Origin of the sequence: Micromonospora sp. NPDC006431 (genome assembly GCF_042870725.1) — a bacterium.
In the GTDB taxonomy this organism is placed as follows: Bacteria; Actinomycetota; Actinomycetes; order Mycobacteriales; family Micromonosporaceae; genus Micromonospora.
Window position 1 is genome coordinate 142,308 of record NZ_JBIAHQ010000001.1, and the last position, 20,426, is coordinate 162,733.

Below are 20,426 nucleotides of genomic sequence, written 5' to 3' on the forward strand. Positions count from 1 at the left end.
ACCCTCCTGACCGGGGGAATCCGTCGAGGCGTCGCGGGATCCGCCCCACCGGGCGACGGTGCCAGGTCGCGGCGCGGCGCCAGACCGACCTTCATTCGGTCCGGAGCAACGCGGCGGCCGAGTTGTGGCCGCCAGCCGAGCCGGAGTCGTCGAAGCCCCTGCGCCGACCAGTTGTCGCCAACCTCTAGATTGGCTGGTGCGTGTGCCAAGGCCGAAATGGGACGCGACCGTGACCCGGTCGACCGCCCCGGTCACTGGCGTCCCACCGGCTACGGCGGGAAGATGACATGTCGAGGAACCGGGCATCCCGGGTAAGGTCGGTCTCGACGGGTACGGCAGGTGCCGACGGGGACGTCGACGCCGGTGTGCCGGTTCCTTCGATGGCAGAGCAGGAAGCCACATGCCCAGCAGCACGGGTCCATCGATCGACACGATCACCGAGGGAGGACGGGTGACCCAGGTCGGCGAGGGTCAGGAGGCGGAGGAGACTGCCCCTCCGGTCATGACCTTCGGTGCTCCCACGGTCGGTGAGCTGCTTGCCGAGCGGTATGAGCTGGTCGAGCACATCAACAACGACAGTGCGGGTCGGCTGGTGTGGCGCGGGGTCGACGTCGTGCTGCGCCGTCCCGTCGCGGTGGTCCTCCGCTACCCGGGTGGCGACTCCGCCACCGAGATGCTCCAGGCCGCCGTCGCGGCCAGCCGGGTGATCCACCCCAATCTGGTCGGCGTCTACGACGCCATCGACGAGGCCGACCGGGCGTACGTCGTGCGCGAGTGGGTGGACGGCCAGTCCCTGCGCGAGATGGTCGCCGCCGACGGTCCGCTGGACCCGGCCCGGGCGACCGCCATCGGCAACGCCGTGGCCAGCGCCCTCGCCGCGGTGCACGCCACCGGCATGGTGCACGGCAACCTGCATCCCGGCACGGTCATGATCAGCGACGACGGCCGGGTGGTGCTGGCGGACGCGCGGACCGACGGCGCGGACAGCCGGGAGAACGACCTCCGGGCGGTCGGCGGGGTGCTCTACTTCGCTCTGACCGGGCACTGGCCGCACGGCGAGGCCCCGCTGCACGGCGCCACCGCCGGGCACGGCCGCGCCGCGATCCCGGACGCGGTCCGCGACGCCAGCGGCGCCATCGCCGCGCCCCGGCAGGTACGCGCCGGCGTGCCGGCGTACCTCGACGACCTCACCATGGACCTGCTCGACCCGGAGATCGCCCCGCCGTCGTCGGACGTGCTGGCCGCCGAGCTGAGCCGGCTGGACGTCCCCGCCGACGACCACTTCCTGGAGCCGACCGGCCCGCTGCGCTTCACCGCCGAACCGGGCGAGGAGCCGTCGCCGCTGGCCGTCGCCGGTGGCCGCAAGGTGGCCGTGGGTGTCGCCGGGTTGCTGGCGGTGGCCCTGGTCGGGCTCCTCATCGGGATCAGCATGCTCGGCGGCGACGACAAAAAGCAGCCGAAGGAGCCGGTGGCCCGTCCGTCCAGCAGCGCGCCCGCCGGAGCCGGGAGCACGCCGGCCGCCCAGGTCCGCAAGCTCACCATCCAGGACGTCCGGATCATCGACCCGGAGAGTCGGGACCGCAAAGAGGTACGCAACGCCGAAAAGGTGATCGACGGCGACGAGAACGAGGGCTGGGCCACCGCCAGCTACCGGAACAACGGCAAGTTCGGCGGGCTGAAGAAGGGCATGGGGATCTGGATCGACCTGGGCGCCCCGCACACCGTCAAGTCGCTGCAGGCCGTGCTGTCCCCCGGCGCCTCGGCCCAACTGCTCGCGGGGACCGAAGACTTCCCGTCCAGCTCGTCCGGCGACAAGGATCTCGTCGCCAGCTACAAGACCCAGATCGGCCAGCCGCTCGAGAAGCACAACGGCAACAAGATGACGTTCTACGCGTTCGACCCGGAGCAGAAGTACCGCTACCTGCTCTTCTGGATCACCGAGCTGCCGGAGAAGGACAGCGGGGACGGCTGGAAGCTGGAGGTCCAGGAGATCACGGTCCAGGGGTCGTGAACCGTCGGCCGCGGCTTCCGCGCCGCCTCCCGCGGACGTGGTAATGGCTGGTCGCGGGGGGCGGACGCCCGAGCCGCCGACGGGGGACGGACCGCTGGCCGGGGCGCCCGACCTCGATCTGCTACGCGCGCACGTCGCCGGGGACCGGGACGCCTTCACCGAACTGTTCCACCGGCACCGGGACCGGCTCTGGGCGGTGGCCCTGCGTACCCTCGGCGACCGCGAGGAGGCCGCCGACGCGCTCCAGGACGCCCTGCTGTCGGCGCACCGCGCGGCGGCCCGGTTCCGTGGCGACTCGGCGGTGACCACCTGGCTGCACCGGATCGTGGTGAACGCCTGCCTGGACCGGATGCGGCGACGCCAGACGCACGCCACCGTCCCGCTGCCCGACGGCGTGCACCCCGACGGGGAGCCCGGCCGGCACACCGGCGGGGTGGAGCCGGCCGCCCCGGCCCACGACCACGACACCGCCCTGGTGGTTCGCCAGGCCCTGGCCGAACTGCCGGTCGAGCAGCGGGCCGCGCTGGTCCTGGTGGACGTGCAGGGCTATCCGGTGGCCGAGGTGGCCCGGATCCTCGGTGTCGCCGAGGGGACGGTGAAGAGCCGCTGCGCCCGCGGGCGGGCCCGGCTGGCCGTGCTCCTCGGGCACCTGCGTACCGGTTCCGACGAGAAGAGGGACGTGCCGCGCGTCACCGGGGGGAACCCCCGACCGTCCGAGGGCGTCGGATCGACGTCGGGGTGGTCCCGGCGGGACGCCAGCCAGGAGGAGACGTGACTTCCCGGGAGTTCAGCGGGGTCGACCCCGACCTGCTCGCCGACTACGTCGGCGGCGCGCTGGACGGCACCCCGGAGCAGGCCACGGTGGCCCGGCTGATTGAGTCGGACCCGGCCTGGGGCGACGCGTACGCCTCGCTGGCGCGGGCGGTCGACCTGGTCCACGCCGACCTGGCCGACTGGGCCGCCGCCCCCGCGCCGGAGCTGCCGCTGGCCGTGGCGGAGCGGATCACGGCGGCGCTCGCCGGCGCCGGGCCGGCCCCGGCCGACGCCACCGGGTCCGACGCCGAGGAACCGCCCGGCATGCCCGCGCCGGGCGGCCACGAGATCGTCGGTTCGGATCTGGACTCCTCCCGTCCGACCGAGGTCCGCGCCGCTCGGACGTCGCCGCCGGCCGTCGTGCCGACCCAGCCCCGGCGGGCGGACGGGGCGACGCGGCCGGCCGAACGCCCGGCCCGCAACACGGGACCGGGCCGGCGCTCCCGGCGCTGGGCCCGGATCGCCGGGCCGGTCGCCCTGGCGGCCGCTTCGGTCACCGCGGTCGGGTTCGGGATCAGCCATCTGGTCGGCGCCAACCGCGGCGTGACGTCGATGGCGGACAACGCCGGCCCGGCCGCCGGCCGGGCGCAGCCGGAGCTGGCCACGGCGGCCGGCGCGCCCTTCCGGACCGCCGCACCGCCCCAGCACAGCGGCACCGACTACAGCCCGGAGCAGTTGCCCGGCAGCATCATGACGCTCGCCTCGCCCTCGGCGGTTCACGGGCCGGGGTTGGCGCCCGACGACCGGCGCCAGTCGGACGCGGCCGGGCTGGAGCGGCTCACCCGCCCGGAGGCGCTGGAGTCATGCCTCGGGGCGATCAGCGCCGAGCACCGAGTCGGGTTGATCACCCTCGACCTGGTCGACTACGCGTCGTTCCAGGGCCGGCCGGCACTCGTCGTCACCTTCGTCGACGGGAGTGGCGAGCGCTGGGCGTGGGTGAGCGGAGCCGAGTGCGGGGTGCCCGGGTCCGGCGCGGACACCCGCTTCCGCACCCGGGTAGGGTGAGGCCACGGTCACCCGGGCGTGTCCCGCCACGTGACGTGACCCACCGGATGACCGGCTCGGGAATCCCCACTTCGTACGATGACGTTCTGCAAGACAGGCGCCGACGCCGCTGAGCCGTCGGCACTCGGGATCGACATCGGTGCGCGCCGGTGACGAACACACACATCGGGAGACGGCAGTGGACGAGGTCCGCAACCTGATCATCATCGGCTCCGGGCCGGCCGGTTACACGGCGGCGGTCTATGCCGCGCGCGCCAACCTCAAGCCGCTCGTCATCGAGGGCGTGCAGTCCGGTGGCGCCCTGATGACGACCACCGAGGTGGAGAACTTCCCCGGTTTCGCGGACGGCATCCTCGGCCCCGAGCTGATGGACAACATGCGCAAGCAGGCCGAGCGGTTCGGTGCCGAGTTCCTGACCGACGACGTGACCCGGGTCGAGCTCAAGGACACCGGCGAGACCGGCTCGGACGCGGTGAGCACCGTCTGGGTGGGCGAGACGGCCTACCGGGCGAAGGCCGTCATCCTCTCCACCGGCTCCGCCTGGCGCCCCTTGGGCGTGCCGGGTGAGCAGGAGTACCTCGGCCACGGCGTGTCGTCCTGCGCCACCTGCGACGGCTTCTTCTTCCGCAACCAGCACATCGTGGTGGTCGGCGGCGGCGACTCGGCGATGGAGGAGGCCAGCTTCCTCACCCGGTTCGCCGAGTCGGTGACGATCATCCACCGCCGGGACTCGTTCCGCGCCAGCAAGATCATGGCCGACCGCGCGCTCGCCAACGACAAGATCAAGGTCGAGTGGAACACCGTGGTCGAGGAGATCCTCGGCGACGACGGCAAGGTCAGCGGCGTCCGGGTGCGGAACGTGCACACCGGCGAGGCCAAGGTGCTCGACGTCACCGGGGTCTTCGTGGCGATCGGCCACGACCCGCGCAGTGAGCTCTTCCGCGGGCAGATCGAACTCGACGACGAGGGGTACGTGAAGGTGCAGGCGCCGAGCACGCGGACGAAGGTGCCGGGCGTCTTCGCCGCCGGTGACGTGGTCGACCACACCTACCGCCAGGCGATCACGGCGGCCGGTACGGGTTGCGCCGCCGCCCTGGACGCCGAGCGCTTCATCGCCACCCTGCAAGGCTGAGAAACATCTTCAGTAAAGTCCCGGAGGAGGGGTTCATAGTGGGAGCAACCAAGGCGGTCACCGACGCGAGCTTCGCGAGCGATGTGCTGAAGTCCGACAAGCCGGTCCTGGTCGACTTCTGGGCGGAGTGGTGCGGGCCGTGCCGCAAGGTCTCGCCGCTGCTCGAGGAGATCGCGGGCGAGATGGGTGACCAGGTCACCATCGTCAAGCTCAACATCGACGAGAACCCCGAGACCGCGCGGACGTACCGGGTGATGTCCGTGCCGACCCTCACCATCTTCAAGAACGGCGAGCCGGTGCAGTCCATCGCCGGCGCCAAGCCCAAGGGCGAGCTGGTCAAGCTCATCGAGTCGGCGCTCTGAGCCGATCGACGACCACGGGAACCCCCGTCGCCACCCGGCGGCGGGGGTTCCCGCTTCCCCGCCCGGGTATCCCGACCTGCCCGAACGGGAAGCCGATAGTGACCGGTCACGGTACGCTCCGTAAGCGTCCCCAGCCATGGGGGCCACCTCCGTCGGAGTCTCCGGCCAGCCAGTGTCCGTGCAGAGGGGGTCGTCGTGCGTCCCATCCGACCCGGTGACCGGGGACCCGCGGTGACCGAGATCCGTACCGTCCTCACCGGCCTCGACCTGCTTCCGGCCGATGGGAAGGGCGACGACTTCGACGCCGAGACCGAGCGCGCCGTCCGAGCGTTCCAGCAGTCCCGCGGGCTGAGCGTGGACGGCCGGGTCGGGGCGGAGACCTGGCGGGCGCTGGACGCGGCCCGCTGGCGGTTCGGCGCCCGGACCCTGTACCACGCGGTACCCGAGCCGCTGATCGGCGAGGACGTCCGGTCGCTCCAGGAACGCCTCCTGGAGATGGGGTACGACGTGGGCCGGGCCGACGCCATCTACGGCATCCGCACCTCCCGGGCGGTCGCCCAGTTCCAGCGGGAGATGGGGCTGAAGCCGGACGGCGCGTGCGGCCCGCACACCATGAACGCGCTGCGCCGCCTCGGCCGGAAGGTGGTGGGCGGGCGGCCGCAGTGGCTGCGCGAGTCCGACGCCATCCGGCAGGCCGGGCCGACGCTGATCGGCCGGACCGTGGTGATCGACCCGGGACACGGCGGCACCGACCCGGGGGTGGTGGTGCCGGACGGCCCGCTCCGCTGGACCGAGGCGGACATCGTGCACGACCTGGCCAGCCGGCTGGAGGGGCGGCTCGCCGCTGCCGGCGTACGGGTGCAGCTCACCCGCGGCCCCTCGCCGGAGACCTGCCTGCCGGACGCCGATCGTGCCCAGCTCGCCAACTCGCTCGGCGCGGACGTCTTCATCTCGCTGCACACCGACGGGCACGCCAACCCGGCGGCCAACGGGGTGGCCACCTACCACTACGGCACCGACAACGGCGTCACCTCGGCGACCGGGGAGCGGCTGGCCGGGCTGGTGCAGCGGGAGATCGTGGCCCGGACCGGGCTGCAGAACTGCCGTACCCACGCCAAGGCGTGGGACCTGCTGCGGCTGACGAGGATGCCGGCGGTCCGGGTCGAGGTGGGCTACCTGACCTCACCGGAGGATCGGGGCCGGCTGGTCGACCCGCGGTTCCGGGACAAGGTCGTCGAGGCCATCGTCGCCGCCGTGCAGCGGATGTACTTCCCGATCGAGCGGGACGTGCCCACCGGCTCCATCGACGTGAGTGAGCTGCGGGCGATCGTCGCCGCCGGCACGGTGCTGGACTGACGGCGCGGAGCCGCCACAGTGCGGGCTGGGCCGGGTCAGTGCATCGACCGGGTGGCCGGGGCGGGACGCACCGGCCGGAGCAACGTCTCCGGGCTCATCGAGCCGAGCAGCTTCTCCAGCGCGTACTCGACGTCGGACTTCCAGCTGAGCGCGGTGCGCAACTCCAGCCGCAGGCGGGGGTAACGGGGGTGCGGGCGGACGGTCTTGAACCCCACCGAGAGGAAGAAGTCGGCCGGTGCGAGGCAGGCCCGGGTGGGGTCGTCCCCGTCGTCCCCGAACTTCGCGTCGCCGAACGCCTCGATCGCCTTGATGCCGCGCTTGGTGAGGTCCCGGGCCACGCCCTGGACCAGCATCCGGCCCAGGCCGCCGCCGGCGAAGGCGGGCACCACGTTGGCGGTCATCAGCAGCGCGGCGTCCGCCGAGACCGGCGAGGTGGGGAAGGCCATCGAGCGTGGAACGTAGGCCGGCGGGGCGTACATGACGAAACCGGCCGGCATGCCGTCGACGTACGCGAGTTTGCCGCAGGAGCCCCATTCCAGCAGCGTCTGGGAGATCCAGGCCTCCTTCTCCAGCCCGGGGTCGCCGGCGGCGCACGCCCGGTCGGCGGAGACGGGGTCCAGCTCCCAGTAGACGCACTGCCGGCACGGACGGGGCAGGTCCTCGAGGGTGTCGAGGGTCAGACTGACCAGACGTCGCGACATGAGCGCCATCCCCACCAGTAGGCTCGGAGCGGGAACCAGCGACGGCTCCAGGTCGCGGCGCAGCGTCAGACCGGCCGTCATTCGGTCCGGACCGCCGTCCAGCGGCGCGGAGGCCGAACTATGGCCACCAGCCGAGCTGGAGTTGCCGGAGCTGACCACTCCGCCGCGTCCCTGCCCCCGACGAGCGATCGTACGCCGTTGTCCGGCGGTACGGGAGAGGACGCGCGTAGGCCCACCCGGGACGGGGAGGGCCCGTCCGGGATGTGGACTTTCTTCACATGGCGGCGCAGGTGGTGGGGGTCACGGACTACGATCGACCAACCGGTGTCCCGGGCCGCCATGGTTGCCGGTATCGCGGGTACCACATCCGGGCGGCAGCCCCGCCGACACCCGATCGAGGTGATGTCATGACCGGCACGACGCTCGACGACTACACCGACCGGTACGCCCGTCGGGTCCGGGGGATGACGGCCTCCGAGATCCGGGCACTCTTCGCGGTGGCCAGCCGGCCGGAGGTGGTCTCACTCGCCGGTGGGGCCCCGTACATCGCGGCGCTGCCGCTGGACGCGGTCGGCGAGATGCTCGGCCGGCTCGGCTCCGAGCACGGCGTCACCACCCTGCAGTACGGCATCGGTCAGGGCACCCTGGAGCTGCGCGAGCGCATCTGCGAGGTGATGTCCCTCTCCGGGATCGACGCCTCGTGCGGTGCCTCGCCCGAGGACGTGGTGGTCACCGTCGGCGGTCAGCAGGCGCTCGACCTGGTGGCCCGGCTCTTCCTCGACCCGGGCGACGTGGTGCTCGCCGAGGGCCCGACGTACGTCGGCGCGCTCGGGGTGTTCCAGGCTGCCCAGGCCCAGGTGGCCCACGTGCCGATGGACGAGCAGGGGCTGATCCCGGAGGCGCTGGAGAACGCCATCGCCGACCTGGCCCGCGCCGGCCGGCGGGTGAAGTTCCTCTACACCATCCCGACCTACCAGAACCCGACCGGCGTGACGCTGAGCGAGGAGCGGCGCGAGCGGGTGCTCGACATCTGCGAGCGGGCCGGCCTGCTGGTGGTCGAGGACGACCCGTACGGCCAACTCGGTTTCGAGGGGGACGCGCCCGCGCCGCTGCGCGCCCGCCGGCGGGACGGGGTCTTCTACCTGAGCACCTTCTCCAAGACCTTCGCCCCCGGCCTGCGGGTGGGTTGGATCCTCGCGCCGCACGCGGTCCGCGACAAACTGGTCATCGCCAGCGAGGCGCAGATCCTCTGCCCCAGCGGTTACGCACAGGCCGCCGTCTCGACGTACCTCGGCACCATGCCCTGGCGGGAACAGCTCAAGGTCTACCGGGAGGTCTACCGCGAGCGCCGGGACGCCATGCTCGCCGCGCTGGAGGACCTGATGCCGGCCGGCACCAGCTGGACCAACCCGGGCGGCGGCCTGTTCGTGTGGGCGACCCTGCCCGACGGGCTCGACTCGAAGGCGATGATGCCGCGGGCGATCTCGGCCCGGGTCGCGTACGTGCCGGGTACCGGCTTCTACGCCGACGGCGCCGGCAGCGGCAACATGCGGCTCAACTTCTCCTTCCCGTCGCCGGAGCGGATCCGGGAGGGCGTCCGCCGGCTGGCCGGCGTGATGGAGCAGGAGATCGCGATGCGCCGGGTCTTCGGCGCGGTCGGCGGCTCGGGGCCGCGGCGTCGGCAGGGCGGCTCGGACGCGCCCGGTCCCGACTTGGCATGATTCCCGCATGGCCGTCAGCCCTGCCGAGCACACTTCCGTGACCGAATCCACCGTCACCGACGAGCTGCACGTGCTGGTGCTCGCCGGTGGACTCTCGTACGAACGGGACGTCTCCCTGCGATCCGGCCGGCGCGTGCTCGACGCACTGCGGGCGGTCGGGGTGGAGGCCGAACTGCGGGACGCGGACGTGGCCCTGTTGCCCGCCCTGGCCGCCGACCCGCCGGATGCCGTGGTGATCGCCCTGCACGGCGCCACCGGCGAGGACGGCTCGCTGCGCGGGGTGCTCGACCTGTGCGGCGTGCCCTACGTCGGCTGCGACGCCCGAGCCTCCCGGCTTGCCTGGGACAAGCCGTCGGCCAAGGCCGTGCTGCGCGAGGCCGGCATCCCCACCCCCGACTGGGTGGCCCTGCCGCACGACCGCTTCTCCGAGCTGGGCGCGGTGGCCGTGCTGGACCGGATCGCCGACCGGCTCGGCCTGCCGCTGATGATCAAGCCGGCGCAGGGTGGCTCCGGACTGGGCGCCGCGGTGGTCCGGGACGCCGCGTCGCTGCCGGCCGCCATGGTCGGTTGCTTCGCGTACGACCAGACCGCGCTGGTGGAGCGCTACGTGCCCGGGATGGATGTGGCGGTCTCGGTGGTCGACCTGGGCAAGGGACCGCAGGCGCTGCCTCCGGTCGAGATCGTGCCGCGCAACGGCGTGTACGACTACGCCGCCCGCTACACCGCCGGCCGGACCACCTGGCACGCGCCCGCCCGGTTGGACCGGGAGACGACCGAGCGGGTGGCCGAGGTGGCACTCGCCGCCCACGGCGCGCTCGGCCTGCGCGACCTCTCCCGGGTCGATCTGATCGTCGACGCGGACGGCCGGCCGCACGTGCTGGAGGTCAACGTCTCCCCGGGGATGACCGAGACCTCGCTGCTGCCGCTGGCCATCCAGGCCGCCGGGCTGGACTTCGGGCGGGTACTCGGCGCACTGGTCACCCGGGCCGCCGCCCGTCGCCCGTAGGTCGCCCGCCCGGTCGCTCAGCCGGCGGGCTCCTTGCCCGCCGGCCCCTTGCCCGCTGCCGCTTGCTCGCGCTCCTGCTCGCTGCTCGCCGCCGGGTCGCTCTCCGGCTCCGGGATCTCCTCCGCCGCCTCGATCACCGACACGCTCTCCTCCTCCTCGTCGGCCGTCACCCGCTCCGGGGACGGCGAGGAGAGGCTCGACGGGGCCTGCCACTGGATGCGGGGCGGCTCGGCGAGCGGGCGGCCGCCGAACTCGGCCAGCCACGCGGCGACCAGAGCCAGATTTTCCCGCCACTGCGACTCGGCGATCGGGGGCAGGATCGAGTCCCACAGGGAGAGGAACGTTCCGCGCAGTTGCAGCCGCCCGTACGGCCGCGCCAGGAACCACATGTGCAGGTGCGCCGAGCCGTCGCCCCAGCGGTTGACGTGTACCCGGGCGACGCCGTCCAGCGAGCGGATGGCCCGCTCCAGGCGGACGGTCATCACGCCCAGCTCGGCGGCGAGCAGGTTCGGCAGGTCGCCGAGATCGAGATGGGAGCGGGACTCCAGGATCAGCACCATCGGGAGTCCGGTGGGTCGGTCCATCGCGCGTACCCGCCACCGCTCACCGACCCAGATGTACGCCTCGTCCGGGGCGTTGCAGGCGGTGCATTCCCGGTTTCCCTCGCCCCGGCGGGGCGGTTCGACCGGTACCGGATCGTCGAGCTGCTTGACGCGGAGGTCGCCCTCGAAGGGGAAGGAGGGCCACTGGGTGAAGTCCGGCACTGAGGGAGGGGTGTCCTGCACGAGGCTGACCCTAACCGAGTCGGCGACGCCTGTCCCTACCCGTTTCGTCGGTTTGACGAGCGTCCGTCGTCGGCCGCCGCGATGTTGTCCACCGCGTTGTCCACAGGCCGCTGAGATCACCACCACACCGCGTCATCCACAGCTCAACACGGCTTTCGCAGCGCTGTTTCACGTGAAACGAGGGCACCCTGTGGACAACGGCTGTGGATAACCCACCGGGGATCGGGGCTGGTTGTCCACCGGATGTTCACCCCACGGCCGGGCCTTCCTACCTAACGAGCGACGGGCCAATGGGCATCGGCCTCGCTCGTTTGGTTCCAGGGCTGGGCTGCCCTGGTTCGACGCTGACCAGACGCTCGGCTTGCCTTCCCGAGGCTGCCTCCAATCCCGCCCTGCCGCGCCTCGCCCCCGGAGGCGGGTCTGCCCTAGCCGCGAACCCGGCCGGCAGCGCTCCGCCGCGGATGCCCCTGGGCATTGAATTGCGTTGCATCTGCCCCGCCCCGCAGGGCTGAGGCGGCACCGGTTCGCCGGGCGACGTCCATGGTGCCCTCCCTCCGGACGCCGGTGGAGCGCGGTCGGCTTCGGCAGCGTGCGTCGGCTCAGCCTCGGCCAATCCGGCCGGATCGCGATCGGCGCCCGCGTACCGTCCCGCCGGGCCGGTTGGCGACGGTGAGGTGGGCCACCGGGGCGTCGCCGTGGAGGCCCTCAGCGGGGTGCGCCAGCAGCCCTTCGTCGTCCGACGCCGCCCGCCGGCCGGCCCACCCCCGATCGGGACATCAGCCGGCTCCCGACTCACCGGGGCCGCCGCACTCCTGGGGCCGCAGTACGGGGTGATGGTGCTGCCACGACCGCCGCGGCCACGGCCGGTCCCGCCCGTCGGGGCGCGCCGGTGACGGCATGCCTCGGCGGTGGGGACCCCCGGGCGCGGACAGCCGGAGGCCGACCAACGGTGCGGACGGCCAGAGGACGACCAGCGGTGTCGCCGACGGGCGATTCGGCTGCACACCCACCCAGCCCGAGCCGTGGTCGCCGGGGCCAGGTCCGGCGCCCCGGACGGCCGCCGGGCGGGCATGGTGTTCACACCCCACGAGGGCGGGACTTCCCCGGCGAGCGGAACCGGGTCGCCCCCTCCGGCGAAGGGACGGAGTGCCGGTTGCGCTCGCGGGCGCGCGATGCGCCTCTGTTGGCACTGCGGCCCGGTCAGCGGTTCGCGCAACGTCGGGTCCGGGTCAGTGGTGCAACTGTCGAGGCGGCCGCGGAAGCCAGCCGACTACTGACCGCCGACCGCCGGCGGCGACGCGCGCGGCAGCCGTAGACGGCAGTCCTTGGCACCGCCGCCACCATGTCCGGCCTGATTCGACCCCTGGTGGGCTCCGCTCGTCCCGATGCCGGCGACCGCTGCTCGTTGCTCTGAAACGCGCCGGTTACTCCTCCCGCCGGCTCGCCTGTTTCACGTGAAACGGCCGGCCTGCTGGCGTGGCTCTGTTCCTCGCTCCGGCCGTGCCCCTTTTGGCGCAGGGACGGCAAGGCGGGGATCGAGCCGCGACGGAAGCGAGGCGGGCACTGACGGCGAGTGGGCCCAGAGCCACATTAGAGCGCCGCGCGTCACGTCACGGGAGGCAGGCAGAAGGCAGGCCCTCGTGCTGTGCTGGCGACGACCGGAGTCCGGCCAGTGAGCGACCTGCAACCGGTCACATGCCGGCGAGCGCCAAGGAACCAGGTTCTGCTATCGCCCGGACGAGCGGCCTCGTTTCACGTGAAACCAGCGAGTCCGGGGACGGACCCGAAGCACCCTACGTCCTACCGGCGCAGCCGCCCCGACAGACCGCCGGCTCCGGAGCCGAGGCGCGCCCCGGCGCAACCCAACGGCCAACCCCGCAACCACCACGCCCGTCGGACCGCCCACGCCGGCGTCCCGACGGGCACGTCGCCGCGCACCGCGCTACCGGCCTGCGCCAATCCGCTCCGCCGACGTCGTTTCACGTGAAACCCGGCGATGCTCCGGCCGAGGATGCCGGCTCGCTGAGCAGCCGTCCTGCCGAAACCGCCGCCAATCCCGGTCACCCCCAGCAGCCTCTCCTCGCCACCGCTCCACGTGAAGCGTCGGCCGCAAGCGTCAGCGTTCCCCACTTCGGACTAGAAGCGCCGGAGCGACCGCGGCTCCTCGACGAGGACGCCTGTGGATCCACCGGCCCGGAGGTGTGCGCCCCGCCGTCGGCCACGGTCGGGATCGCGGCGAGCGACTCGCGGGGATCACCCGGCTTGAGTCCGTATCACGCGGACCGCCGACGACCCGCTAGCCTCACCGTCCGAGCCTCCCAGAGGCCCGTGAGCACGACGGCAGGGCAGCGGGCAGTAGAGGGACGCCTCCACGCCGGAATCGGCGGCAGGCGGGCCGCAGAGCGGGGTCGTCCGCATTCCGGAGCAGCCAACCGAGCGGCGGCAGCGGGGCGCCCGAGCAACAGCCGCCACAGGAGCCGCCCCACCACGGAGGCCGGGCCGCCAGTCCGAGCTTCGCGTCAGGTCGTCGGGGCCATCGGCGTCAACCGACCACTCTCCGGCGACCTCGACGAGCAGTCGCAGCCCACAGACAAGTCGGCCGCGCCGTCACATGGACGACGCGGCCGAAACCGACGAGCCGGTGCTCACTCGTCTGGCTGTTCCTCCTGGCCCATCCCGATGATCCCGACGATCCGCTCCAGGTCGTCGACCGTGGCGAACTCGATCGTGATCTTGCCCTTGTTGCGGCCGATGTCGACCTTCACCCGGGTGTCGAACCGGTCGGAGAGCCGGTCCGCGAGGTCCGTCAGCGCCGGCGCGTGCGGCTTCGGCCGGCGCTTCGCGGTCGACGTCTTCGCCGGCCCGTCGGCGAGCGCGAGGGCCACCATCTCCTCGGTGGCGCGTACGGAGATGCCCTCGGCGACGATCCGCTTGGCGAGCTGCTCCTGGGCCTCGGCGTCGTCAAGGCTGAGGAGCGCCCGGGCGTGGCCGGCCGAGAGTACCCCGGCGGCGACCCGGCGCTGCACCTGAGCGGGCAGGTTCATCAGCCGGATGGTGTTCGAGATCTGCGGCCGACTCCGGCCGATCCGGCGGGCCAGCTCCTCGTGGGTGGCCCCGAACTCCTCAAGGAGCTGCTGGTACGCGGCCGCCTCCTCCAGCGGGTTCAGGTTGGCCCGGTGGATGTTCTCCAGCAGCGCGTCCCTGAGCATCGCATCGTCCTTGGTGTCCCGGACGATGGCGGGGATGCTCTCCCGGCCCACCGCCTGGGCCGCCCGCCAGCGCCGCTCGCCCATGACGAGTTCGTACTTCTCGCCGTCGAGCTGGCGTACGACGATCGGCTGGAGGAAGCCCACCTCCTGGATCGAGGTCTTCAGCTCCTCCAGGGCCTCCTCGTCGAAGACCTGCCGGGGCTGCTTGGGGTTTGGCACGATGGCGTCGACCGGAATCTCGGCGAAGCGGGCTCCCGGCACCGGGCTCAGCTGCGGCTCGGACTCCTCGACCGCTGCCGCCGCCCCGAGGACGGCAGCGGCGGCGCCCGCCACGGCGGGGGGCGGTACCGGCGCAGCCGCCGTACCTTCGGGCTCGGCGACCGTCAGGCTGCTGCCCGGCACCGGCCCGGTGGGGATAAGGGCGCCCAGCCCTCGTCCCAGACCGCCGCGAGGACGGTTCTTCATGCGACGCCTCCCAGCGACTTCTTCGCACTACGCATCCCGGCTCACCGGCTCCTTGACGCCTCGCTCGGCGATCTCCTGGGCGGCCTCGAAGTAGCTCGTGGCCCCGCGCGAACCGGGATCGTAGGTCATCACCGACTGCCCGTAGCTGGGGGCCTCGGAGACCCGGACGTTCCGGGGGATCACGGCTTGGAGCACCTTGTCCCCGAAGTGGTTCCGGACGTCCTGCTCCACCGCGTCGGCCAGCCGGGTACGCCGGTCGTACATGGTAAGCAGGATGGTGGAGACCTCGAGCCGCGGGTTGAGGTGCTGGCGGACCAGGTTGATGTTGTTGATCAGCTGGTTGAGGCCCTCCAGCGCGTAGTACTCGCACTGGATTGGAATCAGCACCTCCTGCGCGGCGACCAGCGCGTTGACGGTCAGCAGGCCGAGCGACGGCGGGCAGTCGATGAACACGTAGTCGAAATGCCCCGGGTACGCGGCGATGGCGCGGGCCAGCCGGGACTCCCGGGCGACGACCGAGACCAGCTCGATCTCGGCGCCAGCCAGGTCAATAGTGGCCGGTACGCACCACAGGTTCGGGATGCCCTCGACCGTCTGGGCGACGTCCGCCAGGGGCACGCCCTCGATGAGGCAGTCGTACACGTCGGGGACGCCGGTGTGGTGCGGGACGTTGAGCCCGGTGGAGGCGTTGCCCTGCGGGTCGAGGTCGACCACCAGGACCCGGTTGCCGTGCAGGGCGAGCGCCACCGCCAGGTTCACCGTGGTCGTGGTCTTCCCCACGCCGCCCTTCTGGTTGGCGACGCCCATCACCCGGGTCCGTTCGGGCCGAGGCATGGTCACCTCGCCACTGGGATTCAGGATCTGCACGGCGCGCATAGCCTCCATAGCCAACGGTGGATCATCCTCTTCGCGCGTCGGGGTTTCACCTGAAACGTACGTGCTGTCGGCGGCTTCGGCACCGTAGGCGGCGGCCGGTGGCGTGTCGGCCGCGACATCCGGTGCGCTCTGCGGAGTGAGCTGCTGCGGCACCGCCGAGACCGGCGGCTGCGGCTCGTAGCGCCCGGGAATGGCCGCGTTGCGGTGTCCCGGGGTGGGACGCGAGCTGGGGGCGTTCACGGGGTGCCCGGTCGGCTCGTGTGGATCCCGGGTCGGCGGCACGTTCGCCGGCACCGCCGAGGTTGGCGGGGTGCCCGCTCCGGCCGGTACGTCCCGGCGTGCCTCCGGGTCGACGTCCGGCGGACGCGTGAACGGGTTGTGGGACTCGCCACTCGCCGGCCAGCCCGGGTAGTCGGTTTCACGTGAAACGGGGTCGGCGGCAGAGGGTCGTCCTCCTGGCCCGGTCACCCGTGGATCTTCGTACCTGCCGTCGTCATGCACCTGTCATCCCTGCCCGCTCCGGATGGTCGGTCCGCACCCCGTCAATCAGGCCCCCGCGCTCGCGGCGCGGCCTACGGCCCGGCGGGAACGTCGGGTTCGGTGCCACCCGGCACCGCCGTTCCACATTATCGACGCGCGGCCAGCCTACGGCCGACGGGCGCAGCCGGTCCACGTCGGGTTCGGATCGGTCGGCCATCTCGTGTCGCGGCAACGGCAAAACCGGCGTCAGTGATCCCGGCCGTGCCCACCACGGCGGCGGCCGCCGCGTGACCGCTTGGGGCCCTTCTTGCGGACCGGGCCGACCACCCGCTCCCGCACCACCTCGATCACCGTGGCCGGCGGGTCGATCACGCCCACACCGCACCGGTGCAGCTCCGGCTCGCCACCGCCGAGCCGGGCCACCGCGTCGGCGTGCTCGGCGATCTCCTCGGCGGCGGAGGCTCCCTTGAGTGCCATCAGCCGGCCGCCGGGCACCGTGAGCGGCAGGCACCACGCGGCGAGCCGGTCCAGCGCGGCCACCGCCCGCGCGGTCACGATGTCCGCGCTGAGCGCGGCGACGTCCCGGGACCCGGCCGCCGCCTCCTCCGCCCGGCCCCGGAAGACCCGGACCGATGCGGTCAGGCCGAGCTGCTGCACCGCTTCGATCAGGAAGGCGGTCCGTCGGGCGAGTGGCTCGACAAGCGTGACGGTGAGGTCGGGGCGGGCGATCGCCAGGACCAGCCCGGGCAGTCCGGCGCCGGAGCCGACGTCGATCAGGCTCGCGCCCTCCGGAATCCGCTCCGCCATCGCCGCGCAGTTGAGCAGGTGCCGCTCCCAGAGCCGCGGCGTCTCGCGGGGGCCGATCAGGCCGCGCACCACGCCGTCCGTCGCGAGCAGTTCGGCGTACGCGGCAGCCAGGTCGAGTCGGTCGCCGAAGAGGGTACGGGCGGCCGCCGCCAGCTCGGGGGGCAGCGTCGCCGTGCCCGGGGACGGCGACCCCTCGCCGTTACCGCCCTCTGGAAGGGAAGGCGTCGCCGGCTCGGCGAACACCGGTTCGACGGCACCCACCGGCGCCGCCGGGGCCGTTTCCTCTTCCGCCACCGGTTCGGTCAAGAAGGCCGCCGGAGTCACGGCATCCGATGAACCGACCGGGATCGAAGGCTCGTCAGCAGGTCCGCCACCGGAGAAGGTGGGGTCCGCGGCCGACGGCGTGCCGGTGAACGACGGTCCGGCCGGGGAGGCGTCGTCGTCGGAGAAGATCGGGTCGACCGGCGGGTCGGGCCGGACAGGCGACGGCCCGGGCGGCGTACCACCCGGGCCGGCCACGGCACCCGCCGTCGTCTCGTCGTGGGTCACCCCGTCAGTCCGCCGCCGGCCGGACAACGATGCGACGGTTCGGCTCGACGCCCTCGGACTCGCTCTCCACGCCGCTCATCGCGTTCACCACGTCGTGCACGCACTTGCGCTCGAACGCGGACATCGGCTCCAGGCGCACCGGCTCGCCGTACTCCTTGACCTTCTCCACCGCGTTCTTCGCGACGGCGGCGAGTTCCTTGCGCCGGGCGGCCCGGTAGCCGCCGACGTCGAGCAGCAGGCGGCTGGGCGAACCGGTCTGCCGGAACACCGCCAGCCGGGCCAGCTCCTGAAGGGCCTCCAGGGTGGCGCCGCGCTGGCCGATCAGGTTCTGCAGGCGGCCGCCGACCACCTCGACGACCGGACGGCCGCCGGAGACCAGCTCGTCGATGTCGCCGTCGTAGTCGAGGATGTCGAGCAGACCCTCGACGTAGTCCGCCGCGATCTCGCTCTGCCGGAACAGGTCGCTGTCGGCCGGAGCCTTCTTCTCCGCAGCCGCCGACTCGGCCCCGGCCTCCTCGGCCTCCTCGGTGGGCACGGTCTCCTCGTCCAGGGACTGCTCGGCGCTGGGGATGCTGGTGTCGGTCACGGTCTCATCTCCGTACTCGCTCGGCCGGACCGTCGGGTCCGCTGGTCTCCCGGGGCGGCGCGGGGTTCGCCGATGCCCTCGGGCACGTCTGTACGGGCCAGTTTCGCCCGTGACCGCGCTCCGCGCGGCGGTTCCGGCCCGGCGCCGACCGTACGGCGGCAGCTCGGGGGCCGGAACGGGCCGCCACCGGGATCCCGGTGGCGGCCCGGAGGCTCAGCCCTGCCGCTTGGCGGGGCGGTTCTTCTTCGGGTTGACCGGCTTGGCGCCGGGCTTCGGGCCGGCCACCTTGGGCGCGGTCGCCGGGGCCTTCACCGCCGGCTGGGCCTTGCGGCCGAGCAGGCCACCGGTCTTGGCCGGCTGGGCGCCGGTCCGCGCGGCGGTGCCGGTCTTCGCGGTGGGCGGCGGGGGGAACTTCCGCAGCACCCACTGCTGCTGGCCGAGCGTGAAGAGGTTGTTGGTGACCCAGTAGATGATCACACCGATCGGGAAGATCGCGCCGGACACCAGCAGCGACACCGGGATGCCGTAGAGCATCAGCCGCTGGACCATCCGCTGCTGCGGGTCCTCCGCCCAGCCGGTCTTGAGGATCATCTGACGGCTGGTGAGGTACGTGGTGGCGATCATGATCAGCACCAGAACGCCGGCGATCACCTTCACCGTGTGACCGTTCGCCCCTAGGCTGGCGAGCTCGGCCGGGGTGGAGCCGAACTTGCCGGAGATCGGGGCGGTGAAGAGCTTGGCGTGGGAGGCGCTCTCGAACTGGTCGACCGTCCAGCCGTAGAGCGTCTTGGCCTGCTTGTTGGGGTCGAGGCGCCGCAGCACGTGGAAGAGGCCGAGGAAGACCGGGATCTGGAGGAACATCGGAAGGCAGCCCATCAGCGGGTTGGCCTTTTCCTTCCGGTAGAGCTCCATCATCTCCTTCTGGAGCGTCTCCCGGTCACCCTTGTGCTTCTCCTGGAGCTCCTTGACCCTGGGCTGGAGCGCCTGCATCGCCCGCTGCGACTTGATCTGCTTGACGAAGACCGGGAAGAGGATCACCCGGACCGTCACCACCAGGAAGACGATGGCGAGGATCCAGGGCCAGTTCGTCCCGATCACCGCCTCGGCCGGAACGATGGCGTCCCAGGCCGAGTGCCAGGTCAGCAGGATCCACGAAATGGCGTAGTAGACCCAGTCGAGGCTAAACACTCAGGCTCCAGTCACGTCGGCACGGCGGCGGTCGCCCGGCTCCGGCACCGGGTCGTGTCCACCAGGGTGGAAGGGGTGGCAGCGCGACAGCCGCCGGACCGTCAACCAGGCTCCCCGCAGTGCGCCGTGCCGGGAGACCGCCTCGACGGCGTAGGCACTGCACGACGGGTAGAACCGGCAGCGGGCCGGCAGTGCCGGACTTATCCACCGACGGTACGCGATGATGGGCACCAGCAGCATGCGGGCACCGCTAGTCGTCGGCCGCGGCGCGGCGTTCCCGCCGCTCATCGGGCCCGCCGACCCCGGGGGGTACGCGCGGCGGCGACGGCGGCGTCCAGGTCGGCCCCCAGCCGGGCGTACGACACGTCGGCGGCCTGGGGCAGTGCGCGTACCACCAGCGTGGCACCGGCGGGCAGGTCCGCCAGGCGCTCGCGGACCAGGTGCCGCAGCCGGCGTCGGACCTTGTTGCGGACCACCGCGTTACCGACCGCCTTGGACACGACGAAGCCGGCGCGGCTCGGTGCGGTGGACTCCGCACCGCTGGCCCGCGCCGGCTCCGGCGAGGTTGTCGCGGTGGGTCCGGTCTGCTCGGGAAGGGTCAGGTGCACCACGACGGCACCACGGCCGACGCGTCGGCCACCCCGGACCGCTGCGGCGAAATCGCTACTGCGCCGCAGTCGCTGCGCGGCGGCCAGCACCTCTGCCCACGTCCCCGGACCGGACCGGTCGGCCTCAGGCCGCCAGGCGGGCGCGGCCCTTGGCGCGACGGGTCGAGATGATGGCGCGGCCGGCACGGGTGCGCATGCGCAGCCGGAAGCCGTGGGTCTTCGCGCGCCGGCGGTTGTTCGGCTGGTAGGTGCGCTTGCTCACGTCAGGCTCTCCGTTGTCGTACGCCCCGCGCGGGGGATCGCCCGGGGTCGTGTGGTGGTCCAGGCCACCTTCCCGGTGACCTCCGATCGGTGCTGCCCGGCGACGCGGGACCTCGGCGATACGGGGAAGCGACCGCGGACAGCAAGCACCCATCACCCTAGCAGAGGGCGAGAGAGCAGCCGCTCCAGCCTACGCAGGGGGGCAATAGCCGTCAAACATCACACACTCCCACCCCGGCCGCCCTTGGGAGCGCGACCGAAGGGGCGGTTTTCGCGGATGTTGACAAGGCTGCCACGGTGTCGACGGTTGAACGCGCGGGGTCCCCGCTGTTAGCGTGCCCGATTGCGGTCAGCGTCGGGCTCCGGGTTGTCGCTGATCGGCAAGACCGGACAAGGTAGTGAATCGTTCGGCACGGTGAACCCGCTTCAGCGCCTCCCGGGAACCAGGGGGGCAGGTCCGACCCGCGTCCGGTGGGCGGCCACAATCGGTCGGTACACACAGGCT

Annotated in this window: 17 protein-coding genes and 1 pseudogene; 8 read left to right on the forward strand and 10 right to left on the reverse strand. The window is 72.6% G+C overall.

All coding sequences use genetic code 11. The features are described 5' to 3' along the window. Nucleotides 1-400 precede the first annotated feature (400 nt). The 6 genes from ACFYM6_RS00685 (at nt 401) to ACFYM6_RS00710 (ending at nt 6,679) form a co-directional block, all read left to right on the forward strand. Nucleotides 401-2,011, forward strand: coding sequence for a protein kinase family protein (locus tag ACFYM6_RS00685; protein ID WP_387270941.1), 1,611 nt, complete (start codon nt 401-403; stop codon nt 2,009-2,011). 43 nt (nt 2,012-2,054) lie between these two features. Continuing rightward, nucleotides 2,055-2,786, forward strand: a complete 732-nt coding sequence (gene sigM, locus ACFYM6_RS00690) for an RNA polymerase sigma factor SigM (protein ID WP_387270943.1) — start codon at nt 2,055-2,057, stop codon at nt 2,784-2,786. Next, nucleotides 2,783-3,829, forward strand: a complete 1,047-nt coding sequence (locus ACFYM6_RS00695; RefSeq protein WP_387270945.1) for a hypothetical protein — start codon at nt 2,783-2,785, stop codon at nt 3,827-3,829. The genes sigM and ACFYM6_RS00695 overlap by 4 nt, the downstream gene beginning before the upstream one ends. 178 nt (nt 3,830-4,007) lie before the next feature. Continuing rightward, nucleotides 4,008-4,961: a thioredoxin-disulfide reductase gene (gene trxB, locus ACFYM6_RS00700; RefSeq protein ID WP_387270947.1), complete on the forward strand. Its 954-nt coding sequence runs from the start codon at nt 4,008-4,010 to the stop codon at nt 4,959-4,961. A gap of 38 nt (nt 4,962-4,999) precedes the next feature. Next, nucleotides 5,000-5,323: a thioredoxin gene (gene trxA, locus ACFYM6_RS00705; RefSeq protein ID WP_073836974.1), complete on the forward strand. Its 324-nt coding sequence runs from the start codon at nt 5,000-5,002 to the stop codon at nt 5,321-5,323. Between the two features lie 195 nt (nt 5,324-5,518). Next, entirely contained in the window at nt 5,519-6,679 is a 1,161-nt protein-coding gene (locus ACFYM6_RS00710; RefSeq protein WP_387270949.1) for an N-acetylmuramoyl-L-alanine amidase, read from the forward strand. Nucleotides 6,680-6,714: 35 nt separating this feature from the next. Here ACFYM6_RS00710 and ACFYM6_RS00715 read toward each other — a convergent pair whose 3' ends face one another. Beyond that, the gene (locus ACFYM6_RS00715; RefSeq protein WP_387270951.1) at nt 6,715-7,380 is read right to left on the reverse strand and encodes a GNAT family N-acetyltransferase; all 666 of its coding nucleotides are present in this window, start codon (nt 7,378-7,380) and stop codon (nt 6,715-6,717) included. Nucleotides 7,381-7,787: 407 nt separating this feature from the next. Here ACFYM6_RS00715 and ACFYM6_RS00720 point away from each other — a divergent pair, with 407 nt between their 5' ends. Together ACFYM6_RS00720 and ACFYM6_RS00725 are read left to right on the forward strand one after the other, a co-directional pair. After that, nucleotides 7,788-9,101 (forward strand): PLP-dependent aminotransferase family protein, encoded by a 1,314-nt coding sequence (locus ACFYM6_RS00720; RefSeq protein WP_387270952.1) that lies wholly within the window; start codon nt 7,788-7,790, stop codon nt 9,099-9,101. 7 nt (nt 9,102-9,108) lie between these two features. Next, nucleotides 9,109-10,107, forward strand: a complete 999-nt coding sequence (locus tag ACFYM6_RS00725) for a D-alanine--D-alanine ligase (RefSeq protein ID WP_387270954.1) — start codon at nt 9,109-9,111, stop codon at nt 10,105-10,107. Nucleotides 10,108-10,285: 178 nt separating this feature from the next. Here the strand turns inward: ACFYM6_RS00725 and ACFYM6_RS00730 are convergent. From ACFYM6_RS00730 to rpmH, 9 genes and pseudogenes are all read right to left on the reverse strand, one after another. Further along, nucleotides 10,286-10,871 (reverse strand): annotated as a pseudogene (locus ACFYM6_RS00730) (hypothetical protein); the annotation flags it as partial. Between the two features lie 2,666 nt (nt 10,872-13,537). Beyond that, the gene (locus ACFYM6_RS00735) at nt 13,538-14,566 is read right to left on the reverse strand and encodes a ParB/RepB/Spo0J family partition protein (RefSeq protein ID WP_387270956.1); all 1,029 of its coding nucleotides are present in this window, start codon (nt 14,564-14,566) and stop codon (nt 13,538-13,540) included. Between the two features lie 27 nt (nt 14,567-14,593). Then, nucleotides 14,594-15,943 carry an AAA family ATPase gene (locus ACFYM6_RS00740; RefSeq protein WP_387270957.1) on the reverse strand — a complete coding sequence of 450 codons (1,350 nt, stop codon included), beginning with the start codon at nt 15,941-15,943 and terminating at the stop codon, nt 14,594-14,596. A 225-nt stretch (nt 15,944-16,168) separates the two neighbouring features. Then, the gene (rsmG, locus tag ACFYM6_RS00745; protein ID WP_387271821.1) at nt 16,169-16,894 is read right to left on the reverse strand and encodes a 16S rRNA (guanine(527)-N(7))-methyltransferase RsmG; all 726 of its coding nucleotides are present in this window, start codon (nt 16,892-16,894) and stop codon (nt 16,169-16,171) included. Between the two features lie 388 nt (nt 16,895-17,282). Beyond that, on the reverse strand, nt 17,283-17,864 hold the full coding sequence (locus ACFYM6_RS00750) for a protein jag (protein WP_387270959.1): 582 nt from the start codon (nt 17,862-17,864) through the stop codon (nt 17,283-17,285). Between the two features lie 213 nt (nt 17,865-18,077). Then, nucleotides 18,078-19,052, reverse strand: coding sequence for a membrane protein insertase YidC (gene yidC, locus ACFYM6_RS00755; protein ID WP_387270960.1), 975 nt, complete (start codon nt 19,050-19,052; stop codon nt 18,078-18,080). Next, nucleotides 19,053-19,292: a membrane protein insertion efficiency factor YidD gene (yidD, locus tag ACFYM6_RS00760; protein WP_222870422.1), complete on the reverse strand. Its 240-nt coding sequence runs from the start codon at nt 19,290-19,292 to the stop codon at nt 19,053-19,055. It abuts the gene before it with no gap. A 44-nt stretch (nt 19,293-19,336) separates the two neighbouring features. Then, nucleotides 19,337-19,750, reverse strand: coding sequence for a ribonuclease P protein component (gene rnpA, locus ACFYM6_RS00765; RefSeq protein ID WP_357434425.1), 414 nt, complete (start codon nt 19,748-19,750; stop codon nt 19,337-19,339). Nucleotides 19,751-19,784: 34 nt separating this feature from the next. Beyond that, on the reverse strand, nt 19,785-19,922 hold the full coding sequence (gene rpmH / locus ACFYM6_RS00770) for a 50S ribosomal protein L34 (protein WP_073836962.1): 138 nt from the start codon (nt 19,920-19,922) through the stop codon (nt 19,785-19,787). Between the last annotated feature and the right edge of the window lie 504 nt (nt 19,923-20,426).

Bases quoted from the DNA above. Each gene is read 5' to 3' on its own strand.
- ACFYM6_RS00685 (WP_387270941.1), top strand. From the start codon at position 401: ATGCCCAGCAGCACGGGTCCATCGATCGACACGATCACCGAGGGAGGA.
- yidD (WP_222870422.1), bottom strand. From the start codon at position 19,292: ATGCTGCTGGTGCCCATCATCGCGTACCGTCGGTGGATAAGTCCGGCA.
- ACFYM6_RS00715 (WP_387270951.1), bottom strand. From the start codon at position 7,380: ATGTCGCGACGTCTGGTCAGTCTGACCCTCGACACCCTCGAGGACCTG.
- ACFYM6_RS00725 (WP_387270954.1), top strand. From the start codon at position 9,109: ATGGCCGTCAGCCCTGCCGAGCACACTTCCGTGACCGAATCCACCGTC.
- ACFYM6_RS00735 (WP_387270956.1), bottom strand. From the start codon at position 14,566: ATGAAGAACCGTCCTCGCGGCGGTCTGGGACGAGGGCTGGGCGCCCTT.
- sigM (WP_387270943.1), top strand. From the start codon at position 2,055: ATGGCTGGTCGCGGGGGGCGGACGCCCGAGCCGCCGACGGGGGACGGA.
- ACFYM6_RS00720 (WP_387270952.1), top strand. From the start codon at position 7,788: ATGACCGGCACGACGCTCGACGACTACACCGACCGGTACGCCCGTCGG.